Below are 19,830 nucleotides of genomic sequence, written 5' to 3' on the forward strand. Positions count from 1 at the left end.
AGTGAAGGCGGCGGGCGGCCGATGGAGCTGAGGGCGCGGGACCTCGCGGTGGCACGCGGCGGCGTGCCGGTGCTTCAGGGCGTGGATTTCGCGCTGGCGCCGGGGCGCACGCTGGTGCTGCGCGGGCCGAACGGGTCGGGCAAGACGACACTGCTGCGCACGGTCGCCGGATTGCAGCCGCCGCTGGCGGGCGAAATCACCGGCGCGGGCGAGCGGATCGCCTACGCGGCGCACGCGGACGGGCTGAAGGCCACGCTGAGCGTGGACGAGAACCTGGCCTTCTGGGCGCGCGTCTTCGGCCGGGACGACATCGCCCGCGCCCGCGCCGCCTTTGCGCTGGACGAACTGCGCGACCGGCCGGCGGGCAGCCTGTCGGCGGGACAGAAGCGCCGGCTGGGACTGGCGCGGCTGATGGTCACCGGCCGCCCGGTCTGGGTGCTGGACGAGCCGACGGTGTCGCTGGACGCCGCGTCGGTCGCGCTGTTCGCGGACGCGGTGCGGGCGCATCTGGGCCAGGGCGGTGCTGCGCTGATCGCCACGCATATCGACCTTGGCCTCGACGCGGACGTGCTGGACGTGACGCCCTTCCGCGCCACGGCGCGCCTGTCGGCCAGCGACGAGGCATTCCTGTGATCGCGCTGCTGGCACGCGACCTGCGGCTGGCGGTGCGCGCCGGCGGGGGGTTCGGCCTTGGCCTTGCCTTCTTCCTGATCGTGACGGTGCTGGTGCCCTTCGGCGTGGGGCCGGAGGCGGCGATCCTGCGCGCCATCGCCCCCGGCATCCTGTGGGTCAGCGCGCTGCTGGCGTGCCTGCTGTCGCTGGACCGAATCTTTGCGCTGGACCACGAGGACGGCTCGCTCGACCTGCTGGCCACGGCGCCGTTGCCGATGGAGGGGGTCGCCTTCGTCAAGGCGGCGGCGCACTGGCTGACCACCGGGCTGCCGCTGGTGATGGCCGCCCCCGCGCTGGGGGTGCTGCTGCACCTGCCGCAGGCGGGCTATGGCTGGCTGCTGGTCAGCCTCGCGCTGGGGACGCCGGCGCTGTCGGTGATCGGCACCTTCGGCGCGGCGCTGACCGTGGGGATCAAGCGCGGCGGGCTGCTGCTGTCGCTGCTGGTGCTGCCGCTTTACGTGCCGACGCTGATCTTCGGCGCCGAGGTCGCGCGCCGCGGCGCCGAGGGGCTGCCGGTGCAGACGCCGCTGCTGATGCTGGCGGGGATCAGCCTGGGGGCGGTCGCGCTGCTGCCCTTCGCCTCGGCCGCGGTGCTGCGGATCAATCTGCGGTGAAGGGCTGTTGCGCGGGCCGGAAAAGTCGAGTGTAACGGAGCGGTAAGGGGACGCATTCACGCATGTCGATCTGGGAATACGCCAATCCGGTGAAGTTCATCCGCACCACCGACCGGTTGCTGCCGTGGCTGTGGGGGGTGGCGATCGCGTGCCTTGGCGCGGGCCTGATCTGGGGTTTCTTTTTCACGCCGGACGATTTCCGGCAGGGATCGACGGTCAAGATCATCTACCTGCACGTGCCGGCGGCGCTGATGGCGATCAACGCCTGGCTGATGATGCTGGTCGCGTCGCTGATCTGGATCGTGCGGCGCCACCATGTCAGCGCGCTGGCCGCCCGCGCCGCGGCGCCGGTGGGCGCCGTCATGACGGTGATCGCGCTGGCCACGGGCGCGATCTGGGGCCAGCCCATGTGGGGCACGTGGTGGGCCTGGGACCCGCGGCTGACGTCCTTCCTGATCCTGTTCCTGTTCTACCTGGGCTACATGGCCCTGTGGGAGGCGATCGAGAACGACGACACCGCGGCCGACCTGACCTCGATCCTGTGCCTGGTGGGGTCGGTCTTTGCGCTGCTGAGCCGCTACGCGGTGCTGTTCTGGAACCAGGGCCTGCACCAGGGCGCGTCGCTGTCCATGGACGCCGAGGAGAATGTGGCTGACGTGTTCTGGTATCCGCTGCTGGTCTGCATCGCCGGCTTCGTGGCGTTGTTCGTCGCGCTGGTCTTCCTGCGCACCCAGACCGAGATCCGCGCGCGGCGCACGCGCGCGCTGCGCCTGCGCGAGAGGATGGCCTGATGCCCGACCTCGGGTCATACGCGGTCTACGTGATCGGCGCCTACGCGGTGTCGTTGGGCCTGATCGGCGCGCTGGTCTGGGCCAGCGTGGCGCGCGCGCGCAAGGTCCGCGCGCAGCTGGAAGAGGTCGAGAGGAGGCCGCGCCATGGCTAGGATTTCGCCACTGATGATCCTGCCGCCCGCGCTCTTCGCCGCATTCGCGCTGGTGGCGTTCTTCGGGTTGGGGCGCGAGGGCAAGGACGACCTGCCCTCGATGCTGAAGGGGCAGCCCGCGCCCGCGCTGCCCGAGGCGTCGCTGCCGGGTTTTTCCGCCGTCGCGCCGGGCGTGCTGCGCGACGGCGAGGTGACGCTGGTGAACTTCTGGGCCAGCTGGTGCCCGCCCTGCCGGGCCGAGCATCCGCGCCTGCTGGAGATGGCCGCCGAGGGCATTCCCATCGTCGGCGTGAACTTCAAGGATTCCGAGGCCAACGCCCGCGCCTACCTGACCGAGGACGGCAACCCGTTCGTAGGCGTACCCTTCGACCCGCAGGGACGCACGGCGATCGACTGGGGCGTGACCGCCCCGCCCGAGACCTTCATCGTCGATGGTGACGGCACGGTGCTGTTCCGCTTCGCCGGCCCGCTGGTGGGCACGGATTACGAGCGCCGCTTCCTGCCCGCGCTGACCGAGGCGCTGGAGGCCGAGGCGCCGGCCTCCTGATCGCCTGGCAGAACTGATCGCCTTGTAGCGTCGAGCCACTCGCCCGTGCCTGAAGGGCAGGGCGGGGGATCGGCCGCGTGCACGGCTTTGCCGTGGCCGGCGGCGGATCGTTGCCCGGGAAAGCAATCGCCCGGGAAAAAAGGCCCCCTGCCTGAGCAGGGGGCCTTTCGTCGTTCCTTCGGCGGGCGGCCGGTCACTCGGCGGCGACGGGCCGCTTTGCGAGGTCGCGCAGCACGTAGTGCAGCACGCCGCCGTGCTCGACATATTCACGCTCGATCGCGGTGTCGATCCGGCACTTGAGGGTGATCTCCTTAGTCGTGCCGTCGGCGTAGGTGATCGTGCAGGGCGTGTCCTGCCCGGGCTTCACGTCCTCGAGGCCGGTGATGTCGACCGTTTCCTCCCCGGTCAGGCCCAGCGTCTTGCGGGTGTCGCCGCCGGTGAACTCGAACGGGATGACGCCCATGCCGACGAGGTTGCTGCGGTGGATGCGCTCGAACGACTCGGCGATGACCGCCTTGACGCCCAGCAGCGCGGTGCCCTTGGCCGCCCAGTCCCGGCTGGAGCCGGCGCCGTACTGCTCGCCGCCGAAGACCACCAGCGGGGTGCCCTGCTCCTGGTAGGCCATCGCCGCGTCGTAGATCGACATCTGGCTGCCGTCGGGGCCCTTGGTGTAGCCGCCCTCGACATTGTCCAGCATCTCGTTGCGGATGCGGATGTTGGCGAAGGTGCCGCGCATCATCACCTCGTGGTTGCCGCGGCGCGAGCCGTACGAGTTGAACTCGCGCGGGGAGACCTGGCGCTCGGTCAGGTACTTGCCGGCCGGCGTCTCCGACTTGAAGCTGCCCGCCGGGCTGATGTGGTCGGTGGTGATCATGTCGCCCAGAAGCGCCAGGATGCGCGCGCCCTGCACGTTGTCGATCGTGCCCGGCTCGGGGTCCATGTCCTGGAAGTAGGGCGGGTTCTGCACGTAGGTCGAGGTCGCCGGCCAGTCGTAGGTCTCGGCGTCGGTGGTCTCGACCGACTGCCACTTCTCGTCGCCCTTGAAGACGTCGGCGTACTTCTCCTGGAAGGCCTCGCGGGTGACGGTGCGCTCGACCAGATCGGCGATTTCCTTCTGGGTGGGCCAGATGTCCTTGAGGTACACGGGATTGCCGTCCTTGTCGGTGCCCAGCGGGTCCTTCGAGATGTCGACGTTCATGTCGCCGGCCAGCGCATAGGCCACCACCAGCGGCGGCGAGGCCAGGTAGTTGGCGCGCACGTCGGGCGAGATGCGCCCCTCGAAGTTGCGGTTGCCCGACAGGACCGAGGTGCCGATCAGGTCGTTGTCGGCGATGCACTGGCTGATCTCCTCGGCCAGCGGGCCCGAGTTGCCGATGCAGGTGGTGCAGCCGTAGCCCACGAGGTTGAAGCCGATGGCGTCCAGATCCTCCTGCAGGCCGGCGGCTTCCAGGTAGTGCGACACGACCTGGCTGCCGGGCGCGAGCGAGGTCTTGACCCACGGCTTGCGGTTCAGGCCCTTCTCGCGCGCCTTGCGGGCGACGAGGCCGGCGCCGATCATCACGTAGGGGTTCGACGTGTTGGTGCACGACGTGATCGAGGCGATCACGATCGAGCCGTCATGCAGCTGGTAATGGCCGTCCTTGGTCTTGACGAAGCCGCGGTTGTGGTGGCCCTCGTCGCCGGGGATGTCGACCGGCTCGGGCGCGCCGCCCTCGCCCTCCCAGCGGCCCTCGGCCACGACGTTGACGTCCTTCTTGTCGCGGATGCCCTTGACGTACTGGCCGAAGGCCTGCGCCGCGCGGTCGAGCGCGATGTAGTCTTGCGGGCGCTTGGGGCCGGAGATCGCCGGGACGATCGTGTTCATGTCCAGCTTGAGCGTGTCGGTGTAGACCGGCGCGTAGTCCGCGTCGCGCCACATGCCGTTGGCCTTGGCGTAGGCCTCGACCAGCGCCACGCGATCCTTGTCGCGGCCGGTCTGCGTGAGGTAGCGCAGCGTCTCGTCATCGATCGGGAAGAAGCCGCAGGTGGCGCCGTATTCCGGCGCCATGTTGGCGATCGTCGCGCGGTCGGCCAGCGGCAGGTGGTCGAGGCCTTCGCCGAAGAACTCGACGAACTTGCCGACGACGCCCTTCTCGCGCAGCATCTCGACGACCTTGAGCACGAGGTCGGTGCCGGTGGTGCCTTCCATCATGCGGCCGGTCAGCTCGAAGCCGACCACTTCGGGGATCAGCATCGAGATCGGCTGGCCCAGCATCGCGGCCTCGGCCTCGATCCCGCCGACGCCCCAGCCGAGCACGGCCGCGCCGTTGACCATGGTGGTGTGGCTGTCGGTGCCCACCAGCGTGTCCGGGTAGGCGACTTCCTCGCCGTTCTGGTCCACGTCGCTCCAGACGGTCTGGGCGAGGTATTCGAGGTTCACCTGGTGGCAGATGCCGGTGCCCGGCGGCACCACGCGGAAGTTGTTGAACGCGCCCTGGCCCCACTTGAGGAACTGGTAGCGCTCGAAGTTGCGCTCGTATTCGCGGTCGACGTTCATCTGGAAGGCGCGCGGGTTGCCGAACTCGTCGATCATCACGCTGTGGTCGATGACCAGGTCGACCGGGTTCAGCGGGTTGATCTTCTGCGCGTCGCCGCCCAGGGCCTTGATGCCGTCGCGCATCGCGGCCAGGTCGACCACCGCCGGCACGCCGGTGAAATCCTGCATCAGCACGCGGGCCGGGCGGTAGGCGAGTTCCCGGTCGCCCTTGCCGCCGTTCTTGGCCCAGGCGGCGAAGGCCTTGATGTCGTCGATGGTGACGGTCTTGCCGTCCTCGAACCGCAGCATGTTTTCCAGCACGACCTTCAACGCCGCCGGAAGCCGCGAGAAATCGCCAAGCCCCGCCTCCTGCGCGGCGGGAATGGAATAATAGGCGAGGGTCGAGCCGCCCGCCGAAAGCGTTCTGCGCGTGCCCGCGCTGTCGTGTCCGACCGTGATGGGCATGGATCTCTCCGTGTGGCTGATGCGTGTGATGGCTGCCTGCTATCTGCATCATGCCATGGGACCGATCAAGGGGGTGCAGCGAATTTGTATACCGTCGCACACAATTTCTGCCGCGGGCGCACGCGTCACGGCGTCTCGCAATTGGTTGATTGTTCATTCGCAGCATCGCCGGTTACATGGGGGCGTCCACCATCAGGGGTGCCTTGCCAGATGCGAACGCCGTTTGCCGCCATTTTCGTTCTCTGCCTTGGCGTTTCGCTGCTGCCGCCAGCCGCGCGGGCGCAGCAGGACCCGGTGGTGGTCGAGCTCTTCACCTCGCAGGGATGCGCGTCCTGTCCGCCGGCGGATGCCAACCTCGCGCGGCTGGCGGAACAGCACGACGAGGTGATCGCGCTGGCGCTGCACGTGGATTACTGGGACTACATCGGCTGGCCGGACCGCTTCGCGCAATCGGCCTTCACCAAGCGGCAGAAGGGCTATGCCCGCGCAGGCGGGTGGAAGACCATCTACACGCCGCAGGTGGTGGTCGACGGGCAGCATCACGCCGTGGGTTCGGCCCCCGACCAGGTTGCCGCGCTGGTCGCGCGCCACGCCGCCACGCCGGCGCCGGTGGAGCTGGAGATCGCGCGCGAGGGCGGCACGCTGGCGATCCGGGCCTCGGCCGCGGCCGGGCCGGTGGGGCCGGTGGACGTGCATGTCGTGCGCTACGCCGACAGCGTCGAGATGGAGATCTCAAGCGGCGAGAACGCCGGCAAGCGGCTGACCTATACGCATATCGTCGAGGAATGGGACGTCGCGGCACGCTGGGACGGAACCGGCGCATTCGACGCGTCCGTGCCGGTGGCGGGGCCTTCGGGCGTGGTGGTGCTGGTCCAGAAGGCCGATTACGGCCCCATACTGGCCGCTGTCCGCTTGCGCTGACGCCTCGCCTGGCGGCCGGGTTTCCAGCGGCGGTGAATCCAGAACCACTGGCCGGGATCGGCCTCGATCCGGGCCTCGAGCCGGCGCGTCGCGTCTTCCATCATGGCGCGCGGCTCGCCGTGGGGGATCGGCGCCTCGAACACCGCGTCGAAGGACATGCCGTCGGGCCGGCGGATGCCGAAGAACGGCACCATCAGAGCGTCGGTCCGCAGCGCGATCTCGGCCGCCGACAGCAGCGTGGGTGCGGGCTGGCCCAGGAAGTCGATCGGAACGCCCGCGCTGTCGTAGACGTCGAACAGCAGCACACCCATGCCGCCGTCGCGGATATGGCGCAGCAGGCCCATCGTCCCGCGCCGGCCCTGCTCGAAGACCGGGTCGGACAGGGCGTGCATGTTGGCGGCGTAATGCGCGTTGAAGAACGGGTTGGCCATCGGCCGGTAGAGCCCGCCGATCCGGTAGCCGCGCGCGACGAGGGCCGCGCGGGGGGCTTCGAAATTGCCGTAATGGCCGGTGACGAACAGGACGGGGCGGCCTTCGGCGCGGGCGGCCTCGACCGCCGGAAGGCCGTCGCCCCGGACGGGGGCGTCGCGCATGCGGGTCACCAGTCCGGCGGGATCGTAATTCTCGATCATGGTGCGGCCGGCATTGTCGGCCACCGCGCGGGCGATGCGGCGCTGGTCGTCCGGCGCCATGTCGGGCCAGACATGGGCGAGGTTCGCCATCGCGCGGTCCTGCCAGCCCAGCGCGGGGGAGAGCGCGCGCATCGTGCGGCCCATCAGCGCGAGCCGCGGGCGCAGCGGCAGCGCCAAGGCCGCGCGGATCAGCCCCCGGATCGCGAGATCGCTGGCGCGGTCACGCGCGGGGCTGCGGCGCGCGGCGGGCCGTTTCTTTTCGTCTGGTCGTGACACGCATCCACCCACAAGGCTGCGCCGTTCCTAGACGCCGTGCCACGGATCGACAAGCCGGCGGCCTGCGCCGGGCCGATCCTTGCCGGTCGGGGCCAGTGTCAGTCCTCGGCGTCTTCTTCGTCCGGGCGGCGCAGGGTGATCTCTCCGCTGTCGATCAGCTGCCGGATGACGGCGATGACGTCGGTCATCGCGCGTTCGCCCGTCTTCGTGCCGACCTTGCCCAGCGCGTCGGCGTCTTCCTGCAGGGTGGCGCCCATGCGTTTCGAGATGTTGGCCTTGATGAAGTCCACGGCGGCACGGTCCTCGTCGCTTTCGGCGGCGGCGAAGGCGGTGGACAGAACGTCGGCGGGCACGTCGCGGGTGATCTTGGGCACGTCTGCGGGCTTGATCCTGTTGGGGATGGTGGCGAAGGTGAAGATCGCCTTGCGCACGCGTTCCGCGAATTGCGCGTCGTCCTGTTCCAGCGCGCCCAGCAGCGTCTCGCGCGCCGCCGAGGTCGAGAAGTTCAGGATCTCGCCCAGCCGTTCGTCGGGCATGGCCTTGAAGGCGCGCGGCGGCTCGGCATCGAGCTGCGTGGCGATCGACAACCCGATGCGGTCGACGGCGTCGGGGGTGACGCCGGTGGTCATAGACACGGCGTAGCTGATCTGGCGGGCGCGGTCGCCGGGCAGCTTGGCCAGAACCTCGGCGGCGCGCGCGACGTCGATCTTCGACATCATCACCGCCGCCACCTGGATCGATTCGTTGCTGACGAGGTGGACCAGCTTCGCGACGTCGAGCGCGTTTATCCGCTTCCAGGGGTCGCCGATCTGGCGCACGCCGGCCTCCTTGCGCAGGCGGATGGCGGTCTGCGCGCTGATCTTGCCTTCGAGCGCGTCGAGCGCCCCGCCGATATGGCCCGGGAAGGACAGGCCGACGCCATCCAGTTCCTCGACGAATTCCTCGATCACCGCGTTCAGGGTGACGCGGTCGATGTAGCGCATCTTGCCCAGCAGCACGGTCAGTTCGGTCTGGTGTTCGTCGGGCAGCGAGGACAGCGGGATGTCCGCGCCCTCGTTCAGCATCACCTGGACGATGATCGCGGCCTTGGCCTTGCGCGACAGCAGGCTTGCGTCGCGGACGACGCCGGGGGCCGGCAGGGAGGCCGCGGCCGCGGCGGCGGTGAGGGCAGGCAGGCGGGTCATGGTGCGGGCAGCTCCGTCGGTGGGCGGCGCGGCCGGCATCCCGCGCCCCCGTCAGCGATAGGGCCAACTGGTTTCCGCACGGTTAAACCCGCCCGGGAAAGTCGGGTGGCAAGTGACGTGGATCGCTTGGAAAAACGCGCGGCATGGTCAGGGGAAGGCCGTCGCGGGAAGGACGCTCGAACGAAAGGGGGCGGCCCCTAGGCCGCCCCCGATCGATCGTCCGTGGCGCAGGATCAGCCGGACACCACCTTGCAGGTATTGGTCGCGGCGTCGTAGATCATGCCGTCGGTGCAGGACATGGCCTGCCGGTCATGGGCGTCGCACGCGGCGCTGGCCAGGGCGGGCACAAGCGTCAGGGCCGCGGCTGCGAAAAGCGTTCTGAGCATCGTCTGTCATCCTTTTTCCGGATGCGGGAATGGTAGCACCGGTTTACCTTGCGTCAAAACGTCTTTGCTGCGCGCGTCACGACTCTCCGAAGACGCGGGCGAAGATCGTGTCCACGTGCTTGGTGTGATAGCCGAGGTCGAACTTCTCGTTGATCTCGTCCTCGGACAGGGCGGCGCGGACCTCGGGGTCGGCCAGCAGCTCCTCGCGGAAGTCGGTGCGGTGGTCCCAGACCTTCATCGCGTTGCGCTGCACCAGGCGGTAGGCGTCCTCGCGGCTGACACCGGCCTGCGTCAGCGCCAGTAGCACGCGCTGCGACATGACGAGGCCGGGGAACTTGTTCATGTTGTCCAGCATGTTCTGCGGGTAGACCAGCAGCTTGTCGATCACGCCAGTGAGGCGATGCAGCGCGAAATCCAGCGTGATCGTGGTGTCGGGGCCGATGTTGCGCTCGACCGAGCTGTGCGAGATGTCGCGCTCGTGCCAGAGCGGCACGTTTTCCATCGCCGGGATCACCGCCATGCGCACCAGCCGCGCGAGGCCGGTCAGGTTCTCGGTGAGCACGGGGTTCTTCTTGTGCGGCATCGCGCTGGAACCCTTCTGCCCCATCGAGAAGAACTCGGCCGCTTCCAGCACCTCGGTGCGCTGCATGTGGCGGATCTCGGTCGCGACGTTCTCGACGCTCGACGCGATCACGCCCAGCGTGGCGAAGAAGGCGGCGTGGCGGTCGCGCGGGATGACCTGCGTGCTGATCGGCTCGGGGACGAGGCCCAGCTTGTCGCAGACGTGCTCCTCGACTGCGGGGTCGATGTTGGCGAAGGTGCCGACTGCGCCGCTGATGGCGCCGGTGGCGATCTCGGACCGCGCATCGCGCATGCGCGACAGGTTGCGGTCCATCTCGGCATAGAAGCGCGCGAAGGTCAGGCCCATCGTCGTGGGCTCGGCGTGGATGCCGTGGCTGCGGCCGATGCGGATGGTGTCCTTGTGCTCATACGCGCGGCGCTTGAGCGCGGCCAGCAGGCCCTCGAGGTCGGCGATCAGGATGTCGGCGGCGCGCACCAGCTGCACGTTGAACGTGGTGTCCAGCACGTCCGACGAGGTCATGCCCTGGTGGACGAAGCGCGCCTCGTCGGCGCCCACGATCTCGGCCAGGTGGGTGAGGAAGGCGATCACGTCGTGGCGGGTCTCGGCCTCGATCTCGTCGATGCGGGCGACGTCGAATTCCACGTCCCTGGCCTTCCAGACGGCCTCGGCGTTCGCTTTCGGGATGACGCCCAGGGCGGCCTGCGCGTCGCAGGCATGGGCCTCGATCTCGAACCAGATGCGGAACTTGGTCTCGGGGCTCCAGATGGCGGTCATCTCGGGGCGGGAATAGCGGGGGATCATCGGCGGGGCCTTTTCGCAGCGTCAAGGGTCGCCTGCCTCATAGGGCGCGCGGCGCGTGCGGACAAGCGATTGCGGGGCCCGGCGGGGCGTGGCATCACCGCGCCATGAGCGACACCGGGCAGGGCAGGCGGCTGGCCGATTTCATCGGATCATGGCGGCTGGAGCGTCAGATCCGTCACGGCGACGGGTCGGTGGCGCGCTTCGATGGCCGCGCCGAGTGGCGCGCCGAAGGCGGTGGCGCGCTCTGCCTCGAGACCGGCACGTTGACGCTGCCCGACGGCGTCGCGGTGCAGGCCGAGCGGCGGTATCTCTGGGACGAGGCCCTGCAGGTGCGGTTCCAGGACGGGCGGTTCTTCCACGCGGTGCCGCCGCTGGGCGGCCGGGTCGCGCACGACTGCCCGCCAGACCGCTACGAGGCGACCTACGATTTCGCCGAATGGCCGCGCTGGCGCTGCACCTGGCGGGTGCGGGGGCCGCGCAAGGATTACGCGATGCACGGGCTCTACGCGCCCGAAGGGTAAGCGGCCGGAAAGCATGGCGGATTCGGGGCGCACGGCGCGGTATACCGATGTATTCGCGTAACAGACTGATAGTGCTTGATAAATCGTCTTTACTTTGGCGCGGCCGTCTTTACGTTGGCGGCAAAGGAAAGGGACGCGATGCCGCCGATCCAGGACCACCCGCTGCGCTACCAGTTGGCGAACGAGCTGCACGCAAGGCCCTTTCCGTCGCTGCAGGTGCCGTGCCGCGCGGTCTACCTCGCGATCAAGAAGGCGCGGGCCGCGGCGGCGCGGGACCGGGCGCTGGACCTGCGCCACCTGACCGACCTGCTGGACCGCTACGGCGCTGCGCATCCGCAGCCCGGAGCCACGCATTACTCGGGGCGGATCGGCAAGCACCTGTTGAAATGGGAGCAGCACACCGAGTTCGTGACCTACACGGTTTTCCTGCAGGGCTCGGGCGAGCGCGCCTTCGATCCAAAGGACTTCGACGTCTTTCCCGACGCGTGGCTGGACGAGGCGCCCGGCGTGCGCGTGACCTCGGCGCTGCTGCGGGTGATCCCGCGCCCGGATGACGCGGCGATCGGCGAGGCGGTGCAGGACTGGTTCGTGCCCGAGAGCGTGGCGGTCAGCCGGGTCATCGACGACGACGCCGTGGTGGCGGGCGATTTCCGCATAGACCCGGCGGGGCACCAGCGCTTCGCCGTCTTCGCCAGCGCGGGCATCGGCGCGCGGCGCGTGGGGCGCATCGTCCAGCGCCTGTGCGAGATCGAGACCTACAAGGCGATGTCGATGCTCGGCTTTTCCCGCGTCAGGCAGATCGGCCCCCGGATGGGCGAGATCGACGCCGAACTGACCCGCCTGATGGAGGCGATGACCCAGCGCGAGGGCCCCGAGGAGGAGACGCTGAAGGCGCTGCTGAGCGTGTCGGCCGAGCTTGAGAGCCTTTCGGCGCAGGTGTCCTTCCGCATGGGGGCGACCGGCGCCTACGAGGCGATCGTCGGGCAGCGGATCTCGGTCCTGCGCGAGGAGCGGTTCGAGGGCCGGCAGATCTTCGCCGAGTTCATGATGCGCCGCTTCGATCCGGCGATGCGAACGGTGAAATCGGCGCGGGCGCGGCTGGAGACGATGGCCGAACGCGCCACGCGCGCCGCCGACCTGCTGCGCACGCGGGTCGAGGTCGGGCGCGCGGCGCAGAACCAGCAATTGCTGGAAAGCATGAACCGGCGCGCCGAGTTGCAGTTGCAGTTGCAGAAGACGGTCGAGGGGCTCTCGGTGGTGGCGATCAGCTATTACGCCGTGTCGCTGGCTGGATACCTGCTTTATCCGCTGGCGGATGTCGTCGGTGTCTCGAAGGGAGCGCTGATCGCGGCGGTGACGCTGCCGGTCGTCGCGCTGGTGTGGTTCATGATCCGCCGCATCCGGCACGCGATGGAGAAGGCCGGGCCGGATATTTGACCGGCGGCCGCGGCTGCGGCGCCCGCCGGTCAGTCATTTGCTCGAAGCCAGGGCTTGCACATCCCGGGAAGGCGCGCGGTCACTCGGCAGGCTGGGCGAAGAGGCGCGCACCGGATGCCCGCCCCAGCGCCGCATGGGTCAGCAGTGCGCCCACGGCGATCGCGCCCAGCGCCAGGATCGCGGCGAGCGACAGGGTGGGGACGCCCGCTAGGCCCGCGCCCACGGTGCAGCCGCCCGCCAGCACGCCGCCCACGCCCATCAGCGCGCCGCCGGTCAGGTAGCGGCCGGTTTCGCGCGGCTCGGAGAAGCTCTGCCAGGCGAAGCTGCGGAAGACCAGTGACGACAGCAGGCTGCCCGCCAGCGCGCCGCCGATGAGACCGACGCCGAAACCGGCCGGGATCGAGGACGAGGCGACCGTCCAGAACAGCGTGTCCGCCCAGGGCGAGGTGAAGCTGAGGCTTTCCAGCGCGATCGGGTCGAAGTCGTCGTAGAGGACCAGCCCGGTGCCGACCCAGGCCAGCGGCACCAGCGCGCCGATCGCGGCACCGCCCAGCAGCGCGCGGACGCGGTTGCCCGACCGAAGCGCCAGCGCCAGCGCGCCCAGCGCGATCAGCGCGGCCCAGACCGGCGCGCCGCCGGGCAGCGACGCCAGCGAGACGCCGTCGCCCATCGGCAGGGTCCAGGCGCCCAGGTTGGTGCGCAGCGGCGCGAGCACGCCCTTGAGCGTGGCATGCGCGGCGATGGCGAAGACCAGAAGCACGGCCAGCGCACGCAGGTTGCCGGTGCCGGTCAGGATCGTCAGGCGCGACGCGCAGCCACGCGCCAGCACCATGCCGGCGCCGAACAGCAGGCCGCCCGCCGCAATCGCCACGACGGGAAGGCCCGAGGCCATGAAGCGGTGGTCGGCGAAGTCGATCCAGCCGGCGATGGCCGCGGCCTGCGTGCCCAGCACGGCGGTGGCCAGCGCGGTCATCCAGACGCCCAGCGCCTGCCGCCGGTCCGTGCCGACCAGCGAGCGGCGAAAGCAGAAGCCTGTGCGCTCGGCCAGGACGCCGAAGGCGAGGCCCAGCAGCGCGGCGAAGACGACCGCCGCCTGCGGCGCGGTCAGGCTGGTGATGCCGAGGGATTCATACATTACTGGTGCTCCCGCATTCGATTACCGCTGTGACATGGCGCGGCGTTGCCGTTGGGGCAAGGCCGGCAGGGGCAGGGCGGCCGTGCGGGCGCGAAACAGGGTTCCGCCGCAGCAGCGGGGGCGAAAACGCCCGTTTCGCGGGTTCGCGAACCGGAGGGCCGGCTGTTCGGGCAGGGCCGGGAAGGACGACGCACGTCCTTTTTCGCGCCGGCGCGGCCCTGCCGATGGGATGTGTGCCTCGCGCGCTGGGCGGCTAGCGCCCGCGGATCCTCGGGTCGAGGGCGTCGCGCAGGCCGTCGCCCAGGTAGTTGACGCTCAGCACGGTCAGCGAGATCGCGATGCCGGGCAGGAGCACGCGCTCGGGGAACTGCTCCATCCGGGTGACGGCGTCGGCCAGCATCTTGCCCCAGGTGGGGAAGTCGGACGGAAAGCCCACGCCCAGGAAGGACAGCGCGCTTTCGGTGATGATCGCCGTGGCCAGCCCCAGCGCCGCCGAGACCATGATCGGCGACAGCACGTTCGGCAGCAGGTGGCGCGAGATGATCCGGCGGCTGGTGGTGCCGATGGATCGCGCGGCCAGCACGAATTCGCGCTCCTTGATGGCCAGGATGTCGCCGCGCACGATGCGCGCGGTGGGCATCCACGATGTCACCGCGATCACCGTCACGATCAGGATGAACATGCCGCCCTCGGGGCCGAAGCCCGCGCGAAGCGGCTGGCGGAACAGGGTCACGGCGACGAGCAGCAGCGGCAGGATCGGCAGCGACAGGAACAGGTCGGTCATCCGCATCAGCGGGCCGTCGAGACGCTTGAAGTAGCCCGCGATGACGCCGATCGCGGTGCCGATCACCAGGCTGAGGATCATCGCCGCCCAACCGACGGCCATCGAGGCCCGCCCGCCGGCGATCATCTGCGCCAGTTGGTCGCGGCCCAGCTGGTCCGACCCCAGCGGCTTGGCCCAGCTGACCTTGGCGCCGGAATCCCACAGCGCGGTGTAGATCGGGCGCATGTCCTTGTTGCGGATGTCGATCTGCTGCGGGTCGGCCGTCCAGATGAACGGGCCGATCAGCACGGCGAGCGTGATGAACAGCAGGAATCCCGCGCCGAACATGGCGCCCTTGTGCTTGCGCAGCTGGTCCCAGACGTCGCGCCACTGGCTGCGCGGGGGGCGCGAGGGCTCGCGGTCGCGCAGGGCCTCGATGGCGACTTCGTCGGTGGCGGGGGACGCGACGACGGGTTCAGTCATAGCGGATCCTCGGGTCGAGCACGCCGTAGAGGATGTCGGCGATCAGGTTGAACAGCACGATCAGCACGGCGAAGAAGAAGGTGACGGTCATGACCATCGGCAGGTCGTTGGCGAAGAGCGCGGTGATCAGCAGCTGGCCGATCCCGTTCACCTTGAAGACCTGCTCGGTGATGATCGCGCCGCCGAAGATCGCGGGAACGCCCAGCGCGATCACGGTCACCACCGGGATCATCGAGTTGCGCAGCACGTGGACCATCACGGTGACGATCTCGGACAGGCCCTTGGCGCGGGCGGTGCGGACGTAGTCCTGGTTGAGGTTGTCCAGCATCGAGGCGCGCATGTAGCGCGACAGCTGAGCGGTGATCTGCAGCGCCAGCACCATCACCGGCATGATCATCTGCTGAAGCTGCACCTTGAAGCTTGCCCAGTCGGTCACGACGTGGGTCGTGTCGTAGATCGACGGGAACCAGCCCAGCTGGACCGAGAAGATCACGATCAGCAGCGGGCCGGTGAAGAACGGCGGCACTGAGAAGCCGATCATCGTCACGAAGGTGCCGGCCTGGTCGAAGACGGAGTATTGCCGGTAGGCCGAGTAGATCCCGATCGGTAGCGCGATCAGGATACCCACGATGTAGGCGATGCCGACCACGGTGAGCGTCTGCGGGATGCGCTGGATGATGATGTCCATCACCGGGCTGCGGGTCTGCCACGAGATCACGCGCAGCTGGCCGTCGTAGAGGTTCGTGTCTGGCAGCCAGCCCAGAAGCCAGCTTTCGCGGGTCAGCCAGTCGATCAGGACCTGCGGCTCGATCCACAGGATCTGGACCAGCCACTTCCAGTACTGGACCAGCGGAGGCTGGCCGAGGCCAAGCGCCTCGCGCATTTTCTGCTTCACTTCCGGGGGCACGGTCAGGGGGACCTGCGCCATCGGGTCGCCGGGGGCGAGCTGCAGCAGCATGAAGATGACGAAGCTGATGAACAGCAGCGTCGGAATCGACAGGATCAGACGTCGTGTCGCGTAAGTCAGCATCGCACGCCCCGGTTCTTGCGTGGTGGTTCAAGCGACCTTTATGCAACGAGGGGCGGGGATCAACCCGCCCCTCGCGAAAGGCGCACGAAACGCGGCGGGATTGCCCGCCGCTGCCTGTGGATCACTCCTCGCGGTACCAGTCCGCGACGTTCCACAGCTCGGAATCCCACACGTTCAGGACGACGCCGCCCAGCGTGTTGGATTTCGCCGACAGGCGGCCGCGGTGCACCAGCGGGATCATCCCGCCTTGCTCGTACACCATGCGGTTGAGCTCGCGGCCGATCCGGTAGCGCTCTTCCAGGTCGGCGGTCTGGGTCAGCTCTTCATGCAGCGCGTCGTATTCCTCGCTGCAGAAGCGGCTGATGTTCTCGCCCTGCCACTGGGTCTCGGGGCGCGGAGCCTTGTCGCACAGCGCGTTGCCGAAATAGACCTGCGGGTCGGTGCCGTTGTACGTGTTGGCGTACATCTCGACGTCGGCGTAGAACTTCTGGAACGTGTCCGGGCTGCCCGGGTCGCCGCCGAAGAACACCGAGGAATCGATGTTGCGCAGCTCGACTTCCATGCCGATCTGCTCCCACCAATCCTTGATCAGCGCCTGGAAGTCCTGGCGCACCGCGTTGGTCGAGGTCTGGTAAACGATCGACAGCGGCGTGCCTTCGTGTTCGCGGACGCCGTCGCCGTCGGTGTCGACGATGCCGGCCTCATCCAGCAGCGCCTTGGCGCCCTCGATGTCCTGCGTGTCGCAGCCCTCGACGTCGATGGCGTAGGGTTCGGGCGCGGGAACCCAGGAACAGGTCACGCGGCCGGCCTGGCCATAGCCGATCTCGACCAGAAGCGGCCGGTCGATGGCCATGGACATGGCCTTGTAGACCGCCGGTTCCTGCAGGAACGGGTGCGGGCGGATGACCGAACGCTCGTCCGGCCCAAGGCTCGGGTCCGGGTTGGTGTTGTTGAGCATGATGCGCTCCATCAGCGGCCCGAAGCCCGCGACGGCCTCGCCCTGGCCGCCCTCTTCCATGCGCGCGATCACGTCGGGCGCAAGCTGCAGGTTCCAGGCGTAGTCGAACTCGCCCGTCTCCATCACGGCGGTGCCGGCGGCCGCGGCGTCGCCGCCACCCTTCAGGGTCGCGGTCGCGAAGGCGGGCTTGTTCGGGTCGCGGAAATTCTCGTTGGCCTTCAGCGAGATCACGTCGTTGGGCCGGAACTCGGTGACGACGAAGGGCCCGGTGCCGATCGGGTTGAAGTTCGCTTCGGTGCAGGTCGAGGCCGCGGCGCCGAGGCACTCGGCGAACTGCGCCGCCTGCAGGATCGGGCTTTCACCGCCGACGAAGGGCCCGTAGGGGTTCGGCGTGGGTTCGTTGAAGGTGACCACGACCGTGTGCTCGTCCGGCGTCTCGACCGACTTGACGGTCTCGAACTTGGTCAGCTGTGCGCAGCCGCCCTTGGGGTCGGTGCAGTACTCGTAGGTGAACCGCACGTCTTCCGACGTGAAGGGCGTGCCGTCCGACCAGGTGATGCCGGGCGTGATGTTCCAGGTGATCTGGGTCATGTCCTCGGACACGCCGCCGTTGTCGACGGTGGGGATCTCCTCGACCAGCCACGGGACCAGGGTGCCGGTCTCGTCGTAGCGCGCCAGCGGCTCGATCACCATCGACGCGGCCTCGATGTCCTTGGTGCCGCCCGACAGGAACGGGTTCATGATCGACGGGGCCTGCCAGTAGATGATGCGCACCTCGCCGTCGCTGGCACGCTGCGCCTGGGCCATCGGCGCCAGCGCCACGGCCGCCGCGGCGCCGAGCATCAGGGTTCTCAATCTCATGTCGCTCTCCATGTTGGACGGGCCGGTTTGACATCCGGCCCTCTTGCTTGGGCGCGGCCCGGTAGTCGGGCATCCGGCCGCCTCTTGGTGTTGTCGGACTCGCCCGCGTCGCGCCGATCCCGGCCCGGACCGGCGGTCCTGCCGTCATCGAAACCACCGCAGAGCGAAATTGCAAGCCTTGCCTTGCGTCGCCCGCCCGGATGTTTGACACCCCCGATCCGCTGCGGCTAGCGTCGGCGGCGACCACAGGGATACAGCCACATGCTCGATGCCGCGCCGCGAGGCCCCATTGCCCAGATCGACCGCCTGCGCGTCGAGTTCGAGACCAAGGACGGCCGCGTCGTCGGCGTCGAGGACGTGTCGTTCGACATCAACGCCGGAGAGACCGTCTGCGTGGTGGGCGAATCCGGGTCCGGCAAATCCGTGTCCTCGCTGTCGCTGATGCGGCTGATCGAATACGGCGGCGGCGACATCGCCGGCGGCCGTATGCTGTTCGACCGCAAGACCGGCGAAGAGCTGGACCTGACCACGGCCGACCAGTCGCTGATGCGCACCATCCGCGGCAACGAGATCGGCATGATCTTTCAGGAGCCGATGACCGCGCTCAACCCGACCTTCACGGTCGGCAAGCAGCTGACCGAGGGGCTGCGCGTGCATCGCGGCCTGTCGCGCAAGCAGGCCGAGGCGCGCGCGCTGGAGTTGCTGCGCGAGGTGCGCATCCCCGAGCCCGAGCGCCGCTTGCAGCAATACCCGCACGAATTGTCGGGCGGCATGCGCCAGCGCGTGGTGATCGCCATGGCGATGGCGTGCAAGCCGCGGCTGCTGATCGCGGACGAGCCGACCACCGCGCTGGACGTCACCATCCAGGCCGAGATCCTGGCCCTGATGGACCGCCTCAAGCGCGAGACCGGCACCGCCGTGATGTTCATCACCCACGACATGGCGGTGGTCGCGCAGATGGCCGACCGCGTGGTGGTCATGTTCCGCGGCAAGAAGGTCGAGGAAGGCCCCGTCGAGCAGATCTTCGAGGCGCCGCAGCATCCCTACACGCAGGCGCTTCTGGCGGCGGTCCCGAAGCTGGGCGAGATGACCGGCAAGGATTATCCCGAGCCGATGAAGCTGTTCGGCCGCACGGACCAGAAGATCGAGCCGATCCCCGGCCGGAACGAGCCGCTGCTGACCGTCAAGAACCTGACCACACGCTTCCCGGTGCGCGGCGGCTTCTTCCGGCGCCACATCGCCAACGTGCACGCGGTCGAGGACGTGTCCTTCACGCTCAACAAGGGCCAGACGCTCAGCCTCGTGGGCGAATCGGGCTGCGGCAAGTCCAGCGCCGGCCGGTCGCTGCTGCGGCTGGTGGAGCCGACCTCCGGGACGATCGACCTCGACGGCACCGACGTCATGGCGCTGTCGCCGCGCGGGTTGCGCGATGCGCGGCGCGAGATGCAGATGATCTTCCAGGACCCGTTCGCCTCGCTCAACCCGCAGATGCAGCTGGCCGACCAGGTGGCCGAGCCGATCCACAACTACCGCACCGCGCGCGGGTCCGAGGTCATGGACCGCGTCGCGGGCCTGTTCGACCGGGTCGAGCTGCCGCGCAGCTTCATGCGCCGCTTCCCGCACGAATTGTCCGGCGGCCAGCGCCAGCGAATCGCCATCGCCCGCGCGCTCGCGCTCAACCCCAAGTTGATCGTCGCGGACGAGGCCGTCTCGGCACTCGACGTCAGCGTACAGGCGCAGGTTCTGAACCTGATGATGGAGCTGCAGGCCGAGCTTGAACTGTCCTACGTTTTCATCAGCCACGACATGGCCGTGGTCGAGCGGGTCAGCCACAACGTGGGCGTGATGTACCTGGGCCGGATCGTCGAGATCGGCCCGCGCCGCGCCGTGTTCGAGGACCCGCAGCACGCCTACACGCAGGCGCTGATGAAGGCCGTGCCAATCGCCGATCCGCGCCGGCGCAAGACCGAGAAGGACCTGAACTTCAAGCCGATCCCGTCGCCGATCCACCCGGTGGACTATCAGGCGGCGCCGTCCGACTATGCCGAGGTCAGCCCGGGTCATTTCGTCCTGACCACCGACAGCGGGTACTGAGACCGGCCC

Annotated in this window: 18 protein-coding genes; 9 read left to right on the forward strand and 9 right to left on the reverse strand. The window is 68.9% G+C overall.

All coding sequences use genetic code 11. From position 1 onward, the window contains the following. The first annotated feature begins 21 nt into the window (after positions 1 to 21). From ccmA to BLW27_RS02980, 5 genes are all read left to right on the forward strand, one after another. Positions 22 to 633 carry a heme ABC exporter ATP-binding protein CcmA gene (gene ccmA / locus BLW27_RS02960; protein ID WP_089879021.1) on the forward strand — a complete coding sequence of 204 codons (612 nt, stop codon included), beginning with the start codon at positions 22 to 24 and terminating at the stop codon, positions 631 to 633. Beyond that, on the forward strand, positions 630 to 1,286 hold the full coding sequence (ccmB, locus tag BLW27_RS02965; RefSeq protein WP_089879024.1) for a heme exporter protein CcmB: 657 nt from the start codon (positions 630 to 632) through the stop codon (positions 1,284 to 1,286). Before ccmA ends, ccmB begins: the two co-directional genes overlap by 4 nt. A 62-nt stretch (positions 1,287 to 1,348) precedes the next feature. Continuing rightward, positions 1,349 to 2,077, forward strand: a complete 729-nt coding sequence (locus BLW27_RS02970) for a heme ABC transporter permease (protein ID WP_089879027.1) — start codon at positions 1,349 to 1,351, stop codon at positions 2,075 to 2,077. Further along, complete coding sequence (gene ccmD / locus BLW27_RS02975; protein WP_342708035.1) at positions 2,077 to 2,229, forward strand: heme exporter protein CcmD; 153 nt, start codon at positions 2,077 to 2,079, stop codon at positions 2,227 to 2,229. Before BLW27_RS02970 ends, ccmD begins: the two co-directional genes overlap by 1 nt. Next, positions 2,222 to 2,776, forward strand: a complete 555-nt coding sequence (locus BLW27_RS02980; RefSeq protein WP_089879033.1) for a DsbE family thiol:disulfide interchange protein — start codon at positions 2,222 to 2,224, stop codon at positions 2,774 to 2,776. The genes ccmD and BLW27_RS02980 overlap by 8 nt, the downstream gene beginning before the upstream one ends. 193 nt (positions 2,777 to 2,969) lie before the next feature. Here the strand turns inward: BLW27_RS02980 and acnA are convergent, their stop codons facing one another. Next, positions 2,970 to 5,756: an aconitate hydratase AcnA gene (gene acnA, locus BLW27_RS02985; protein ID WP_089879036.1), complete on the reverse strand. Its 2,787-nt coding sequence runs from the start codon at positions 5,754 to 5,756 to the stop codon at positions 2,970 to 2,972. Positions 5,757 to 5,966: 210 nt separating this feature from the next. Between acnA and BLW27_RS02990 the strand changes: the two genes are divergently transcribed. Continuing rightward, positions 5,967 to 6,677 (forward strand): DUF1223 domain-containing protein, encoded by a 711-nt coding sequence (locus BLW27_RS02990; protein ID WP_089879039.1) that lies wholly within the window; start codon positions 5,967 to 5,969, stop codon positions 6,675 to 6,677. Here the strand turns inward: BLW27_RS02990 and BLW27_RS02995 are convergent. From BLW27_RS02995 to purB, 4 genes are all read right to left on the reverse strand, one after another. Then, a complete protein-coding gene (locus BLW27_RS02995) occupies positions 6,641 to 7,585 on the reverse strand; it encodes a lysophospholipid acyltransferase family protein (protein WP_089879042.1) in 945 nt (314 codons plus the stop codon). The two genes, BLW27_RS02990 and BLW27_RS02995, sit on opposite strands and share 37 nt — an antisense overlap. A 98-nt stretch (positions 7,586 to 7,683) precedes the next feature. After that, on the reverse strand, positions 7,684 to 8,769 hold the full coding sequence (locus BLW27_RS03000) for a flagellar motor switch protein FliG (RefSeq protein ID WP_089879046.1): 1,086 nt from the start codon (positions 8,767 to 8,769) through the stop codon (positions 7,684 to 7,686). Positions 8,770 to 9,002: 233 nt separating this feature from the next. Next, positions 9,003 to 9,155, reverse strand: coding sequence for an adenylosuccinate lyase (locus BLW27_RS03005; protein WP_089879049.1), 153 nt, complete (start codon positions 9,153 to 9,155; stop codon positions 9,003 to 9,005). 76 nt (positions 9,156 to 9,231) lie between these two features. After that, entirely contained in the window at positions 9,232 to 10,539 is a 1,308-nt protein-coding gene (gene purB / locus BLW27_RS03010; protein WP_089879052.1) for an adenylosuccinate lyase, read from the reverse strand. 104 nt (positions 10,540 to 10,643) lie between these two features. Between purB and BLW27_RS03015 the strand changes: the two genes are divergently transcribed. Then, positions 10,644 to 11,060: a DUF6314 family protein gene (locus tag BLW27_RS03015; protein WP_089879055.1), complete on the forward strand. Its 417-nt coding sequence runs from the start codon at positions 10,644 to 10,646 to the stop codon at positions 11,058 to 11,060. Between the two features lie 138 nt (positions 11,061 to 11,198). Further along, positions 11,199 to 12,497 carry a DUF3422 family protein gene (locus BLW27_RS03020; RefSeq protein ID WP_089879057.1) on the forward strand — a complete coding sequence of 433 codons (1,299 nt, stop codon included), beginning with the start codon at positions 11,199 to 11,201 and terminating at the stop codon, positions 12,495 to 12,497. A 79-nt stretch (positions 12,498 to 12,576) separates the two neighbouring features. Here BLW27_RS03020 and BLW27_RS03025 read toward each other — a convergent pair whose 3' ends face one another. The 4 genes from BLW27_RS03025 to BLW27_RS03040 all read right to left on the reverse strand — a co-directional run bounded on the left by BLW27_RS03025 (position 12,577) and on the right by BLW27_RS03040 (position 17,727). After that, on the reverse strand, positions 12,577 to 13,632 hold the full coding sequence (locus BLW27_RS03025) for a YeeE/YedE family protein (protein WP_089879060.1): 1,056 nt from the start codon (positions 13,630 to 13,632) through the stop codon (positions 12,577 to 12,579). 253 nt (positions 13,633 to 13,885) lie between these two features. Beyond that, positions 13,886 to 14,878: an ABC transporter permease gene (locus tag BLW27_RS03030; RefSeq protein ID WP_089879063.1), complete on the reverse strand. Its 993-nt coding sequence runs from the start codon at positions 14,876 to 14,878 to the stop codon at positions 13,886 to 13,888. Beyond that, positions 14,871 to 15,908, reverse strand: a complete 1,038-nt coding sequence (locus BLW27_RS03035; RefSeq protein ID WP_089879066.1) for an ABC transporter permease — start codon at positions 15,906 to 15,908, stop codon at positions 14,871 to 14,873. Before BLW27_RS03035 ends, BLW27_RS03030 begins: the two co-directional genes overlap by 8 nt. Positions 15,909 to 16,029: 121 nt before the next feature. Continuing rightward, complete coding sequence (locus tag BLW27_RS03040; RefSeq protein WP_089879717.1) at positions 16,030 to 17,727, reverse strand: peptide ABC transporter substrate-binding protein; 1,698 nt, start codon at positions 17,725 to 17,727, stop codon at positions 16,030 to 16,032. 261 nt (positions 17,728 to 17,988) lie between these two features. On the opposite strand from BLW27_RS03040, the gene BLW27_RS03045 reads away from it, so the two are divergent. Continuing rightward, positions 17,989 to 19,821, forward strand: a complete 1,833-nt coding sequence (locus BLW27_RS03045; RefSeq protein ID WP_089879069.1) for an ABC transporter ATP-binding protein — start codon at positions 17,989 to 17,991, stop codon at positions 19,819 to 19,821. The last annotated feature ends 9 nt before the right edge of the window (positions 19,822 to 19,830 follow it).

This window comes from Citreimonas salinaria, from assembly GCF_900107235.1.
GTDB classification, from domain to species: Bacteria; Pseudomonadota; Alphaproteobacteria; order Rhodobacterales; family Rhodobacteraceae; genus Citreimonas; species Citreimonas salinaria.